This window comes from Paenibacillus ottowii, assembly GCF_006874425.1.
GTDB classification, from domain to species: domain Bacteria; phylum Bacillota; class Bacilli; order Paenibacillales; family Paenibacillaceae; genus Paenibacillus; species Paenibacillus ottowii.
The window spans coordinates 50,087-63,907 of the sequence record NZ_VIJZ01000017.1; the positions used below are offsets into that span (position 1 = coordinate 50,087).

Here is a 13,821-nt window from a genome sequence, read left to right on the forward strand (position 1 = left end):
ATTTGCTTCCAAATAGGTTTTACTTAGTTTTGATAATGGATATGTTAGTATTGCATGTATCGTGTATGCTCTGAAACATGTTCTTGTGAATTACGTGTGAGAGGAAGTGTCCCTAGGTGAGTACACCACTCAACTTGAAGATTGACCCGGAGAAAGTCCATGAGACTCCAATGGTGGATTTGGCATTTATGGTATTGAAAGCAGCCAATACTCCATATTATTACCGTGACCTGATGAATGAAGTCGCCAAATTGCGCGGCTTGTCCAACGAAGAAATTAATGACGTTATTGCTCAGCTATATACTGAAATCAACATTGACGGGCGTTTTGCCTGTGTCGGTACGAATCTGTGGGGCTTGAAACGTTGGTATCCGGTAGATAAATCCGAAGATGCCCTGACGGGTGCCAAGCGTCCTCGTATTATTAACGATGACGACGATGACGACGAAGATGACTATCATGAGGAAGAAGAAACATACAACTCCGATGACGACTTCGATGCAGATAGCGAAGACGAGGATGGCGAGGACGAGCTGTTCGACGGAGAAGATGATGATAGTGACGACGATGTTGTGATTGACGATGAAGACCTCAGTGATGAGGAAGATACAGATGATGAAAATGACGATGAATCGATAGATGACGACGACGATTCACTTCGTTAAGAACAGGCTGCAAGGGGAGATACACTCTCCCCTTTTTCATGACCGTTTTCTTGGAACCCCTGCTGATTTATAGCTTTCAGATAGATTTATTCCAATCTGGTTCAATGGGCAAATTAACACAGATAACTTCCTTGACAGCGGATTGGACACGGGGTAAACTATTGCTTGGGCTTATGATTGATTCACTTATATGTTTGTTTTTTTGTATAAAAGTGCCCCGTACTACGGGAGTGCTTTTTTGTTTTTTATAGGGGTGTTTTCACTCATGAAAGAGGGCTAAGGGCGGCGGATTAGGAAAATATAACCGCTGCCTTCTTCATGGATGATAATCCGTGCAAACGGGTTACGATAACATCATAATGTCGCCTGAATTTTGCATCTTATCTAGGAGGGTTTTGAACAGTGACGAAGTATATTTTTGTGACAGGCGGGGTTGTGTCTTCCTTGGGCAAAGGGATTACGGCAGCTTCACTGGGGAGGCTTTTGAAGAACAGGGGACTGAAGGTAACGATTCAAAAATTTGATCCTTACCTGAATGTCGATCCGGGTACTATGAGTCCTTACCAGCATGGTGAAGTGTTTGTAACGGATGATGGTGCGGAAACGGATCTTGACTTGGGACACTATGAGCGCTTTATTGATATTAATCTGTCCAAGAACAGCAATGTCACAACAGGCAAGGTATATTCCAGTGTGATCAGCAAAGAGCGCCGCGGAGAATATTTGGGAGGTACAGTACAGGTTATCCCTCATATTACGAACGAAATCAAGGAGCGCGTGTACCGTGCAGGCCGTGAAGCAGGTTCGGATGTCATTATTACGGAAATCGGCGGTACTGTAGGCGATATTGAAAGCTTGCCATTTTTGGAAGCCATTCGCCAGCTTAAAAGTGAAGTTGGACGCGAGAATGTGATGTACATTCACGTAACGCTCATCCCTTATATTAAAGCTGCTGGTGAGGTTAAAACCAAACCAACTCAGCACAGTGTAAAAGAATTGCGCAGCATCGGCATTCAACCGAATGTTATTGTTTGCCGTACAGAGCATGAATTGTCCTCCGACATGAAGGCTAAAATTGCCTTGTTCTGCGATATTGATGCGAATGCAGTGGTAGAATGCCGCGATGCTTCTACTCTTTATGAAGTTCCGTTGAACCTGCGTGAAGAAGGTTTGGACGAAATCGTAGTTAATCATCTGAAGCTGACAACACCTGCACCAGATATGACTGAATGGGAAGGTCTCGTTGATCGAATCAGCAAGTTGGACAAGACAGTTGAGATTGCTATTGTTGGTAAATATGTTGCGCTGCACGATGCGTACTTAAGTGTTGTCGAGTCACTTTCCCACGCAGGATTTGATGCAAATGCGGACGTAAAAATCCGTTGGGTGAACGCTGAAGAAGTAACGGACGAGAACGTAGCTGACATGCTGAGCGGCATTGGCGGTATTCTCGTACCAGGTGGCTTCGGCGATCGCGGAATTGAGGGTAAAATCAGCACTATTCGTTATGCGCGGGAGCAAAAAATTCCGTTTTTCGGTATTTGCCTCGGCATGCAGGTATCTGTTATTGAGGTTGCCCGTTCCCTGGCTGGTCTCGAAGGAGCTAACAGCTCGGAAATCAACCCGGCTACCGATTATCCTGTCATTGACTTGCTTCCTGATCAAAAAGACATCGAAGATTTGGGCGGTACTATGCGTCTTGGCCTGTATCCATGTAAGCTGGTGGAAGGTTCCCTGGCAGCTGCTTGCTACAACGACGAACTGGTGTATGAGAGACATCGTCATCGGTACGAATTCAATAACGAATATCGTGAAGCTATTGAAAAAGCAGGTCTTCGCATTTCCGGTACTTCACCAGATGGACGTTTGGTAGAAATTGTGGAACTTCCCGAGCATCCATGGTTCCTAGCGGTACAATTCCATCCGGAATTTACCTCCCGTCCGAATCGTCCACAGCCTTTGTTCCGTGAATTTGTAAAGGCTGCATTGCAGCTTCAAGGTTAATGCTATAGCCTCAAAGACCTCCTCTGGGAGGTCTTTTTTTATCCCATGCTTCTTGATTATGAAAGAATATTCCACAATTATGTATAAGAGAAGGATTTTCTTTTTGCAGGAGCGAATATAATTTTAGGTATGGGACGGATATTGTACGTCATCGGACGCTGTTATGGCAATAGCTGCATGATCCTCGTTTTAAGATCTTAGGAGGTTAAAACATTGGAAAAGAAAAAAGTATTAATCGTCGATGACCAGAATGGAATACGGATTTTACTGATGGAAGTGTTCGGAAGTGAGGGTTATGAGACCTTTCAGGCGGCGAACGGAAAAATTGCTCTTGAAATTGTTGAGAAGGAACCACCCGATCTGGTTCTACTCGATATGAAAATTCCAGGAATGGACGGACTCGAAATTCTGAAGCATCTAAAAAGCATGAATCCCGACATCAAGGTCATTATGATGACAGCATATGGAGAACTGGACATGATTAAAGAGGCGACGGAGCTAGGTGCACTTATGCATTTTACCAAGCCCTTTGATATTGATGAAATGCGGATTGCCGTGAACAAACAACTCAGAGGTGACTAGGTAAGTCATTTGGGTCGATAACTCTGTTATTGAAACAGGGTTTTTTGTTTGTGATTATGGGAAATACTGAAAGTAAATCCTCTCCTTATGTAATTCTAAGGAAAAACGGTGTCCTGGACGTGATTTTTGTATGTGTTGATATGCAAAAGCTTGTTTAGTATTTAACATGGGTTGTGGTATAATAAGCCCGTATGTGATGTCGGCTAAAAAATATAGACAAACCCAAACACCTTTAGGAGGACTGTAACCATGCCATTGGTATCTATGAAAGACATGTTGAACAAAGCACTCGAAGGAAAATATGCAGTAGGTCAGTACAACATCAATAACCTGGAGTGGACTCAAGCTATCTTGGGCGCTGCTGAAGAAGAAAAATCCCCAGTAATTCTGGGTGTTTCCGAAGGCGCAGCACGTCACATGGGCGGATTCTACACTGTTGTTAAAATGGTAGAAGGTCTTATTCATGACATGAAAATTACGGTTCCAGTTGCAATTCACCTGGACCACGGTTCCAGCTTTGAAAAATGTAAAGAAGCGATCGACGCTGGTTTCACATCCGTTATGATTGACGATTCCCACAGCCCAATCGAGAAAAACATCGAAACAACAAAGAAAGTTGTTGAATATGCTCATTCCAAAGGAGTTTCCGTTGAAGCTGAAGTTGGAATGGTTGGCGGTCAAGAAGATGATGTTGTTGGTGACGTAATGTACGCTAAGCTGGACGATTGTGTACGTATCGTTAAAGAAACAGGTATCGATACACTGGCACCTGCACTGGGTTCTGTTCATGGACCATACAAAGGCGAGCCAAACCTGGGCTTTAAAGAAATGGAAGAAATTCGCGATGCTGTGAAATTGCCACTCGTTCTTCATGGCGGAACAGGTATCCCTACACATGACATCAAAAAATCTATTTCCTTGGGTACTTCCAAAATCAATGTAAACACTGAAAACCAAATCGCATTTGCGAAAGTAGTTCGTGAAGTGCTTGCTGCTAAACCAGATGCTTACGATCCACGTACATTCATCCAACCAGGTCGTGAAGCAATCAAACAAACAGTTATCGGTAAAATCCGTGAGTTCGGTTCCAACAACAAAGCGTAATAATGTTATAACTGGTCGTGCGTTTGCATAGACTGATTGTATTTTTGTTATAGCTGTCTTTATGCTGCACAAAACTACTTAAATCTTTACAGTTGAATAGTTTGATATGGAAAGCACACCGCTTAGCCGGTGTCTTTCCATTTTCACCACTAAAAAAGTTGAAAGTGTATGGTTTCAGTTTATTGTTTGACCGACTGCAAAACACGTAGGGGGACCCTCAAGCTTATGGAAAAATTGATGATCACCGGTGGACGGCCGCTTCAGGGTACAGTTTCCATCAGCGGTGCCAAAAACAGTGCCATCGCCTTGATTCCCGCAGCCATTCTGGCAGAGTCGGAAGTCATTCTGGATAATTTGCCGCTGCTCAGTGATGTGGCGGTGTATTCCGAAATATTGGAGGAGCTTGGCGCAAAGGTTACTTGGGAAGGTAGCCAGATGAAGATAGACCCTGCCTCCATTAAATCCATTCCTATGCCGAATGGACCTGTTAAGAAGTTACGAGCCTCTTATTATATGATGGGGGCCATGCTGGGCAGATTCAAGGAAGCGATCATCGGTTTGCCAGGAGGATGTAATTTTGAACCCCGGCCCATTGATCAGCATATCAAAGGTTTTGAAGCGCTAGGTGCCACAGTTACGAACGAGCACGGTGCTATTCATTTGCATGCCAAAGAACTGCGCGGCACCAAGATCTATTTGGATGTCAGTAGCGTAGGAGCAACCATTAATATTATGCTGGCGGCCGCACGTGCCAAAGGCGCCACAACTATCGAAAATGCGGCTAAAGAGCCTGAGATTATAGATGTAGCAACTTTGTTAAACTCCATGGGGGCGATTATTAAAGGCGCTGGTACGGAGACGATTCGTATTGAAGGTGTGTCGGAGCTGCATGGCTGTCGTCATTCCATCATACCTGACCGTATACAAGCAGGCACATATATGATTGCTGCTGCGGCAACCCGTGGAAATGTATTGATTGACAATGTAATCCCCAAACATATGGAGGCGCTCACTGCCAAAATGCAAGAAATGGGCATCGGTATCGAGGAATATGATGAAAGTATCCGCGTACTGGGTGCACCTTCCTATGGGCATGTCGACGTTAAAGCCTTGGTATACCCCGGCTTCGCCACGGATTTACAATCTCCTATGACCAGCTTGCTGACCCAGGCTCAGGGTGTCAGTGTGTTGAGCGATTTTGTGTACAGCAATCGTTTTAAGCACGTCCCTGAACTGGTACGAATGGGAGCTAAAATTCGCGTAGAAGGTCGGTCTGCCATTATTGAAGGTGGTCAACTGAATGCGGCTAAAGTAAAAGCGGCAGATTTGCGCGCCGGAGCGGCCCTCGTCATTGCTGGGCTTACTGTTAGCGAAGGGGTGACCGAGGTTACGGGTGTCGAGTACATTGACCGTGGTTATGATCATCTCGTCTCCAACCTGCGTCATTTGGGCGCAGATGTATGGCGGCAGACTGAGTAATAGAACAAGTACACCTATGCAGCCACAGCTTGATTTAAGATTTGGTTCATACTTAACAATCTTTAATCGGAAAACCGAAAAATCGGAATATTTCGGTATAATCCAGGCAGATGGCTGCATAACTTTATTTGTTTTGGTTAAAATTATGTTGATGATGTTTATGATATCATTGTCTATCATTTAGATGTATGAATGGACTTAATAATTGAATAGGTGGTTATTATATGGATCTGCAAATTTCCGATCTGGAAGAAATGAAGCTGACCGACCTGTACAAGCTGGCCAAGCAATACCAGATCCCGTACTACGGAACGCTCAAGAAGAAAGAATTAATTTTCGCCATTCTGCGCGCACAAGCTGAGAAGAGCGGATTAATGTTTATGCAGGGGGTTCTGGAAATACTTCCTGAAGGTTACGGCTTTCTGAGGCCGATCAATTATCTCCCGAGTACCGAAGATATTTACATCTCTGCTTCGCAAATCCGCAAGTTTGACTTGAGAACAGGCGATCTCGTTTCCGGTAAATGCCGAACGCCAAAAGAAAATGAACGATATTTTGGATTGCTTCAAGTTAACGCCGTCAATGGAAGAAGTCCTGAGCAAGCTGCTGAGCGGCTACATTTTCCTGCACTGACTCCACTGTATCCGCAAACCAAATTAGTCCTTGAAACTTCCCCCAACCATTTGTCTACGAGAATTATGGATGTACTGGCCCCTGTCGGACTTGGACAGCGCGGACTTATTGTGGCACCTCCCAAAGCTGGGAAGACGCTTCTCCTCAAAGAAATTGCCAATAGCATTTCAACCAACAATCCCGAGATTGAGCTATTTGTCTTGTTGATTGATGAACGCCCAGAAGAAGTGACTGATATGCAGCGTTCTGTCAAAGGTGAAGTTGTGGCCTCTACATTTGATGAACTTCCTGAAAATCACATCAAAGTGGCAGAATTGGTGTTGGAGCGTGCACTGCGTCTCGTAGAACATAAAAAGGATGTCGTTATCCTGCTGGATAGCATCACACGGTTGGCTCGTGCCTACAATCTCGTTATTCCTCCTTCTGGTCGTACTTTGAGTGGGGGTATTGATCCCGCGGCATTTCACCGTCCAAAACGCTTTTTTGGCGCGGCTCGAAATGTGGAGGAAGGCGGTAGCTTGACGATTCTTGCTACAGCCCTGATTGATACAGGTTCTCGTATGGACGATATCATCTATGAAGAGTTCAAAGGCACAGGTAATATGGAGCTGCATTTGGACCGGAAATTGGCAGAACGTCGTATCTTTCCTGCAATTGATATCCGTCGTTCCGGTACACGTCGTGAGGAAGTGCTGTTGAACAAGGAAGAATTAGATACGATCTGGGCTATTCGCAAAAATATGACGGAAAGCCATGACTTTGTGGAAGGCTTCCTCAAAAAGCTCCGTAACAGCAAAAATAACGCTGAGTTTTTAGCTTCGTTTGATTTGACGGCTTCTTCTTCCAGCGGCTCTCAAGGTAATTCTGGTGGCCAACAACGAAGAACTACGCGTTCTACCACAGCGTCAGTTCCAGCCACAACCAACTAAAACCCATCTATTTGTATTTTATCTGTTCTGTAAGTACACAGCCGTTACCATTTATTTGGCTAATAGTGTGCTTGATGGAACGAAAGGAGCTCCATAATGTATTTGGTGTATGCCGACGAAAAAGGCAATGTATATGACCATGCTTCTTTGTATGGGCTTGCCCGTAGTGCAGACATGATTGTTGAAATCATGGAGGATGAGCTTATTCCGTTGCCGGAAGGAGCCACACTAGTAAGCCTGCCCAACACCCGCCCGGTCGGTATGAACCCTGAAACTGGGGAAATGGTCTCTCTTCCGGGAGATATGCAGGCAGTAGGAGCTTTGTTGCCGCAAGGTTTTACACGACTTTGCCTCCCGGGTTATGTGAAGACGGATAAGGAGTATAAACTCCCCTTGTTCGGTTATTCGGCCGTTGTCTGGAAAGACGGGGCATTTTATGTAACGGCAGAGCAGAGTGACAGTCCATCCAAATGGAATCCCGAAAACTGTGACCGCAATCAAGTCAAATTGGGAGTTCAGCGGATGACGGAGCAGTATCCCGAAAATAGGCTGTATCAGCATTTGTCTAACTGTGCGCTGGGCTATGAATGTCTTACTTCTTCGAATACGTTCCTGAATCGTTGGGAAGGGGGAGTTCCGGTATCTTATTCTTGTAATGCGGGCTGCTTTGGCTGTATATCTGAACAGCCGGATGATAGTGGTTTTGTATCTCCGCAGACAAGAATGAACTTCCGTCCCCGCGTGGAAGAGATTGTAGAAGTCATGTTGGAACATTTGAAGACACCTGAGTCTATCATCAGTTTTGGGCAAGGTTGTGAAGGTGAGCCTTCCACTCAGGCCAAACTGATAATTGATGCGATCAAAGAAGTTCGTTCCGTTACAGATATGGGGTACATTAATATCAACACCAATGCAGGATTGAGTGATCATATCCGGGGAATTGTGGATGCGGGTCTTGATCTCATGCGAGTAAGTACAATTAGTGCATTGGACGACCATTACAATGCATATTACAAGCCACGCGGTTACACGCTGGCTAATGTAGAAAAGTCACTCCGTTATGCATCCGAGCAGGGAGTGTATACGTCAATTAACTATTTGATTTTTCCGGGTGTAACTGACCGGGAGGAAGAAATTGAGGCAATGATTGAATTTGCCAAACGCACTAAGCTCAAGCTGATTCAAATGCGCAATTTGAATATTGATCCTGAAAGCTATCTGGAGTTGATTCCGCCAGCTCAAGGGGAGATTCTTGGCATGAAGCAAATGCTTGAGATTTATCGTGAGGAACTGCCGGATGTGGTGATCGGTTCCTACACTCATGTGCCACCGCAAGGGCTGGCACGTCCCAAACTTGCCAAGGCCTAATTAAGGTCGACAGCTACTTGAGACACACCGATTTTACACTGTTTTGGTATGCTAAAAAGATGTTGAAACACTTATATTCAAGTGCTATAATTTGAACATGTGTTCATACAACTCTGGACTGATAGGACGTTCAGGGCGGAAAGAGGTGAAAGTTAATGCAACAGGCTATTCAACCGAAGTTTAACGTAACTAATGTTACTTGCGCTTGCGGGAATACGTTTGAAACTGGTTCTGTAAAAGAATCTCTGCGTGTGGAGATTTGTTCCGCTTGCCACCCGTTCTTCACAGGTAAGCAGAAGTTTATTGATGCTGGTGGACGTGTGGATCGTTTCAAAAAGAAATACGGTATGTAATAAATTGCCGTCAAGCTATAAAGTTGTTAGAGCCTTCTGCAATTGCAGGAGGCTCTTTTTGTCGTTATTTGCTATTTGCATTTTATGCAACCATGAGATATACTTATTTTCACCGTGCTAGATGGGGAGGTAGCGGTGCCCTGTAGCTCGCAATCCGCTATAGCGAGGTTGAATTCCTGTTAGAGGTGTTGTTGATGTGAGGCTGGTCCCTGCGCACAATGTTGACGGTTGGGTCCTCCGCAATGAGTACTTGTGAACCTGGTCAGGTCCGGAAGGAAGCAGCCATAAGCAAGCCCACTCTTGTGCCGGAGGGTCGCCTAGCCCGAGTTGTTGTTCAGGGTTGCCGCTCGGATCACAACGATCAATAACAGGTGCACGGTATTATATAAAGAATTAGAACATCTTGGCGATTGTGCGAAGATGTTTTTTTGTGCTTATAAATTGAAATGTGTCTGGTTTAGATTCGGACGGGAGTATAGTATAATGAAGTGACCCTAAATGGTCATGAAAGTGAATGGGAAAGAGGGAACGCGCATTGGAACATATAGCGTTGTACCGTGCTTGGCGGCCGCAGGCTTTCAAGGACATGGTAGGACAACAGCATATTATCCAGACATTGCAGAATGCCATCCGCGAAAATCGCACGTCCCATGCTTATCTGTTCAGTGGTCCGCGAGGAACGGGTAAGACCAGCGCGGCCAAAATTTTGGCCAAGGCAATCAACTGTGAGCATGGACCTGCGCCGGAACCTTGCAACGAATGCGAGGCCTGTAAACGGATCACGGCTGGAGCGGTCATGGATGTACAGGAGATTGATGCAGCCTCTAACCGGGGCGTTGAAGAGATTCGTGATTTGCGCGATAAAGTCAAATATGCGCCCACAGAAGTGCGGCACAAGGTTTATATCATTGATGAAGTGCACATGTTGACGACGGAAGCGTTCAATGCCCTACTCAAGACACTGGAGGAACCGCCGCCACACGTAATGTTCATATTGGCTACGACGGAGCCACATCGGATTCCCGCGACAATTATTTCGCGTTGCCAGCGTTTTGATTTCCGGCGTGTATCGCTGGAAGAGCAGACAGAGCGGCTTAACCTTATATGCCAGCAGGAGAACATTCAGGCTGATTTAGATGCGCTGCAATATATTGCACGTCTCTCAGATGGCGGGATGCGAGATGCGGTTAGCGTCTTGGATCAGATTTCTTCGTTTACTGATGGTCGGGTTACGTATCAGCAGGTGCTGAATATGACGGGCGGAATCGCATCCGAGCAATTCGGCAAGTTAGCTTTGGCATTACTGAAAGAAGATGTGGGCACAGTGCTCCAATTGATCGAGAACTTTATGCAGGAAGGTAAAAGTGCGGATAAGTGTATGGAGAATCTTCTGTACTATTTCCGAGACCTGCTAATGATTAAGATGGTGCCGCAGGCGACCAAAATGACCGAGCGGGTGCTGAATCCAGAGCGGTTTAAGGAAGTGGCAGATGCTTTTACCAAGGAGCAGCTCTTTGCCATGATTGATACCCTGAACCGTTATCAGAGCGAGATGAAATATGCTGTTCAGCCCCAGACTTTATTTGAAGTAGCTCTATTAAAGTTATGCAGCATTCCGGGGGAGGCAGGAACTACTGTTCAGCCGACTGCGCAGCGCTCTGGGGCTGCGGCTGGTCAGGAAGATGTGGCCATGCTAAAGCGCCAGCTTGCTGAGCTGGAGAAGAAGCTGGAGCGTGCGATGCAAGGTGGCTTGGCTGCTGGAGTGGGCCAGGAGGCACCTTCTGGTGGTCGTCAGGTAGGTAGTCGTGCCCCTGCTCCGCGTCTTTCAGCGCCAGCCAAACTTCCTCCTCAGTTGGATCGCTATATCGCTGAAAAGTCGAGCGAAGCATTCGCAGCAGTGGGGCGTAAGTGGAGTCAGATTTTGCAAGGAGTAAAAGAGACGAAAGTTACGGTTCATGCCTGGTTTATGGATGGTGAGCCAGTTTCTGTGTTAGAGGACAGTGTGCTGGTCGCATTTAAGAACAACATTCATCGTGAAACTACCGAAAAGCCTGCTAATAAGCAGGTTATCGAGAAGGTTTTACAGGAGCAGTTGGGCCATCCTTATCGTTTGGTTACAATGATGCAAAAGGATTGGAATGCTGCGATTGAAGGAGTTTCCGACCAGCCTGCCGAAGAACTGCAACTGGAGCCGGAGCATGATGCGCCGGGAAAGTCCAAGGAGCCCTGGATTGATGAAGCCCTTCAGCTTTTTGGGGAAGACCTGGTAGTCATTAAAGAATAATTAATGTAGATGTATACTTCATTAAAGGAGATGATTGAAATGAACAATATGAACCAAATGATGAAGCAAGTGAAAAAAATGCAGGAACAAATGCTGAAAGCTCAAGAGGAGCTTGGTGAGAAGGTAATCGAAGGTTCTTCTGGTGGCGGTGTGGTAACTGTAGAGGTAAATGGACATAAAAAGGTGTTGTCCATCACGATCAAACCGGAAGCTGTAGATCCTGATGATGTAGAAATGCTGCAAGATCTCGTACTTACTGCAGTCAATGATGCTTTGTCCAAAGCGGACGAACTGGCTAATAATGATATGGGTAAATTTACAGGTGGTATGAAAATTCCGGGCTTGTTCTAGTCTGCCGCACAAAGGAGAAACACGCGATTGCATTATCCCGAGCCGATTGCAAAGCTGATTGATGCTTTTACGCGCCTACCGGGAGTAGGGCCAAAAACAGCTGCCCGGTTGGCTTTTCACGTACTGAAAATGAAGGAAGACGATGTGATTGATTTTGCCAAAGCGCTGGTCAATGTAAAACGCAATCTTCACTTTTGTTCAGTCTGCGGTAATATTACGGACACGGACCCTTGTCGGATCTGTCAGGATAAGACGAGGGATGCTTCCGTCATCTGTGTTGTTCAGGATGCTAAGGATTTGGTGGCTATGGAGCGTACCAAGGAGTTTGATGGTTTATACCATGTCCTTCACGGTGCAATCTCACCAATGGAGGGAATTGGCCCTGAGGATATCAAACTCAAGGAGTTGCTGAACAGGCTCAGTGACGAACGCGTCAAGGAGTTGATCCTGGCTACGAATCCGAACATTGAAGGAGAGGCCACGGCTATGTACATTTCCCGACTAGTGCGCCCATTTGAAATCAAGGTTACTCGTATTGCTCACGGTTTGCCTGTGGGCGGGGATTTGGAATATGCTGACGAGGTCACCCTGTCCAAAGCATTAGAAGGCCGTAGAGAGCTCAATTAGTAGGTGTAGTTACATGTTATAGGTTATGAGTCTGCAATGTCCTCGGGACATCCTTGACTCGCTTAGGGAGCCGTTATGGCTCCTTTTTTATTTTGCAGTAATAGAAAACTTTATAGTCGTTCCTGGTTCTAAGTTTGTCCTTTATTCAATAAGTATGAATAGGGTAGTCTTGCAGACTGTACACATAATTCAGCTTGTGAGGAGGATGAATGAATGTGGGAACGGATGAAACAAAATTTCCGTCGTCAGGAGAATGGAAAATCAGAGGCGGAATATCGGCAGGAATTGTTTGCACAGATTCGGGCTTCGCATGCGGAATGGTTGAGAGCGCATCGTTTATTTCATGAAGCTACGGGTAAGGATGAGATCGACTATGCCATTTTTGTTCTGGAAGCTGCCGAGCGTAAATATCAAATACATTTAAAAATTGCAAAACAGCAGGGTTTACATCGTTTTCACCTGCCAGCAGATGAACCGGGGTATGCAACGGACACAGATCGGGTTCATAAAAGGAGAGCGGAATGAGAGGGGCAGTCTGGCTTGTCTTGATTGCCTGTGCTGGATTACTGGTGTATCTAATCCTGAAAAAACGTCTGGGGATCGGTTGGTTTGTAGTCTTTGGAGCGCATATGGCTTTGGCAGCCATCGCGCTGTATGTTATCAATTATTCAGGGTGGATTACACAGGTGTACATTCCAATAAATCCGGTGACGATGGGAGCGGTAACGATATTAGGCTTGCCAGGGATTGCGCTTTTGCTGGGACTAAAAATAATATTGTTCGGACAGGCCGTATGAAAAACATAATTGTAGCAGTTATTGTGGGAAAAGGAAGTGTGCAAAACAGGCAAGTTTTGTTGAGTAGGATGCGGTGGAGATTTATTTTTTAAATTATAGTTGACGAGGAATTCAAAAATATGATACATTAATTCTCGGCCTTTGAAGCCCGGGGATTTTTTTGTGAGAGCAATGCTCAAATGAAGTTAAAAAATAATTTCAAAAAAAGTGTTGACTTAAATCTCGGATGTATGTTATATTAATTAAGTCGCCGCTGAGATGCGGTGGTGAGATAAAGTGAGATACAATAAAGGTTTGATCTTTGAAAACTGAACAACGAGTGAGTAAACTGATTTTGTTCGCAAAATCAAACATGAGATATTTTATCTCGTCAGTTTCAAAATGAGCTAATCGCTCTTTCTGTAAACCAACTTCGGTTGGTCTTTAATGGAGAGTTTGATCCTGGCTCAGGACGAACGCTGGCGGCGTGCCTAATACATGCAAGTCGAGCGGGGTTGTTTAGAAGCTTGCTTCTAAACAACCTAGCGGCGGACGGGTGAGTAACACGTAGGCAACCTGCCCACAAGACAGGGATAACTACCGGAAACGGTAGCTAATACCCGATACATCCTTTTCCTGCATGGGAGAAGGAGGAAAGACGGAGCA

General features: G+C 45.4%; 13 protein-coding genes, 1 rRNA gene and 1 other RNA gene. All 15 read left to right on the plus strand.

The annotated features are described in order from the left end of the window. Positions 1 to 116 precede the first annotated feature (116 nt). The gene (gene rpoE, locus FKV70_RS24540) at positions 117 to 665 is read left to right on the plus strand and encodes a DNA-directed RNA polymerase subunit delta (protein ID WP_063212135.1); all 549 of its coding nucleotides are present in this window, start codon (positions 117 to 119) and stop codon (positions 663 to 665) included. Positions 666 to 1,067: 402 nt separating this feature from the next. Beyond that, positions 1,068 to 2,669 (plus strand): CTP synthase, encoded by a 1,602-nt coding sequence (locus tag FKV70_RS24545; RefSeq protein WP_063212134.1) that lies wholly within the window; start codon positions 1,068 to 1,070, stop codon positions 2,667 to 2,669. A gap of 213 nt (positions 2,670 to 2,882) precedes the next feature. Beyond that, a complete protein-coding gene (locus FKV70_RS24550; RefSeq protein ID WP_014599366.1) occupies positions 2,883 to 3,251 on the plus strand; it encodes a response regulator in 369 nt (122 codons plus the stop codon). Between the two features lie 249 nt (positions 3,252 to 3,500). Further along, positions 3,501 to 4,355 (plus strand): class II fructose-1,6-bisphosphate aldolase, encoded by an 855-nt coding sequence (gene fba / locus FKV70_RS24555; RefSeq protein ID WP_063212133.1) that lies wholly within the window; start codon positions 3,501 to 3,503, stop codon positions 4,353 to 4,355. A 225-nt stretch (positions 4,356 to 4,580) separates the two neighbouring features. Continuing rightward, complete coding sequence (locus FKV70_RS24560; RefSeq protein WP_063212132.1) at positions 4,581 to 5,834, plus strand: UDP-N-acetylglucosamine 1-carboxyvinyltransferase; 1,254 nt, start codon at positions 4,581 to 4,583, stop codon at positions 5,832 to 5,834. 224 nt (positions 5,835 to 6,058) lie between these two features. After that, complete coding sequence (gene rho / locus FKV70_RS24565; RefSeq protein WP_063212131.1) at positions 6,059 to 7,396, plus strand: transcription termination factor Rho; 1,338 nt, start codon at positions 6,059 to 6,061, stop codon at positions 7,394 to 7,396. A 96-nt stretch (positions 7,397 to 7,492) separates the two neighbouring features. Continuing rightward, entirely contained in the window at positions 7,493 to 8,764 is a 1,272-nt protein-coding gene (locus tag FKV70_RS24570; RefSeq protein WP_142614859.1) for a radical SAM family protein, read from the plus strand. A gap of 155 nt (positions 8,765 to 8,919) precedes the next feature. Beyond that, entirely contained in the window at positions 8,920 to 9,117 is a 198-nt protein-coding gene (gene rpmE, locus FKV70_RS24575; protein ID WP_007428119.1) for a 50S ribosomal protein L31, read from the plus strand. 112 nt (positions 9,118 to 9,229) lie between these two features. Then, positions 9,230 to 9,496: signal recognition particle sRNA large type (gene ffs, locus FKV70_RS24580), an RNA gene on the plus strand. A gap of 156 nt (positions 9,497 to 9,652) precedes the next feature. After that, positions 9,653 to 11,401, plus strand: coding sequence for a DNA polymerase III subunit gamma/tau (gene dnaX / locus FKV70_RS24585; protein WP_142614860.1), 1,749 nt, complete (start codon positions 9,653 to 9,655; stop codon positions 11,399 to 11,401). A 39-nt stretch (positions 11,402 to 11,440) separates the two neighbouring features. Further along, positions 11,441 to 11,752: a YbaB/EbfC family nucleoid-associated protein gene (locus FKV70_RS24590; protein WP_010346590.1), complete on the plus strand. Its 312-nt coding sequence runs from the start codon at positions 11,441 to 11,443 to the stop codon at positions 11,750 to 11,752. A 27-nt stretch (positions 11,753 to 11,779) separates the two neighbouring features. After that, positions 11,780 to 12,379 (plus strand): recombination mediator RecR, encoded by a 600-nt coding sequence (recR, locus tag FKV70_RS24595; RefSeq protein WP_063212128.1) that lies wholly within the window; start codon positions 11,780 to 11,782, stop codon positions 12,377 to 12,379. 213 nt (positions 12,380 to 12,592) lie between these two features. Beyond that, complete coding sequence (locus tag FKV70_RS24600; RefSeq protein ID WP_063212127.1) at positions 12,593 to 12,904, plus strand: DUF2508 family protein; 312 nt, start codon at positions 12,593 to 12,595, stop codon at positions 12,902 to 12,904. Then, positions 12,901 to 13,176, plus strand: a complete 276-nt coding sequence (locus FKV70_RS24605) for a pro-sigmaK processing inhibitor BofA family protein (protein ID WP_142614861.1) — start codon at positions 12,901 to 12,903, stop codon at positions 13,174 to 13,176. The genes FKV70_RS24600 and FKV70_RS24605 overlap by 4 nt, the downstream gene beginning before the upstream one ends. Positions 13,177 to 13,599: 423 nt before the next feature. Further along, positions 13,600 to 13,821 (plus strand): 16S ribosomal RNA (locus FKV70_RS24610); the annotation flags it as partial.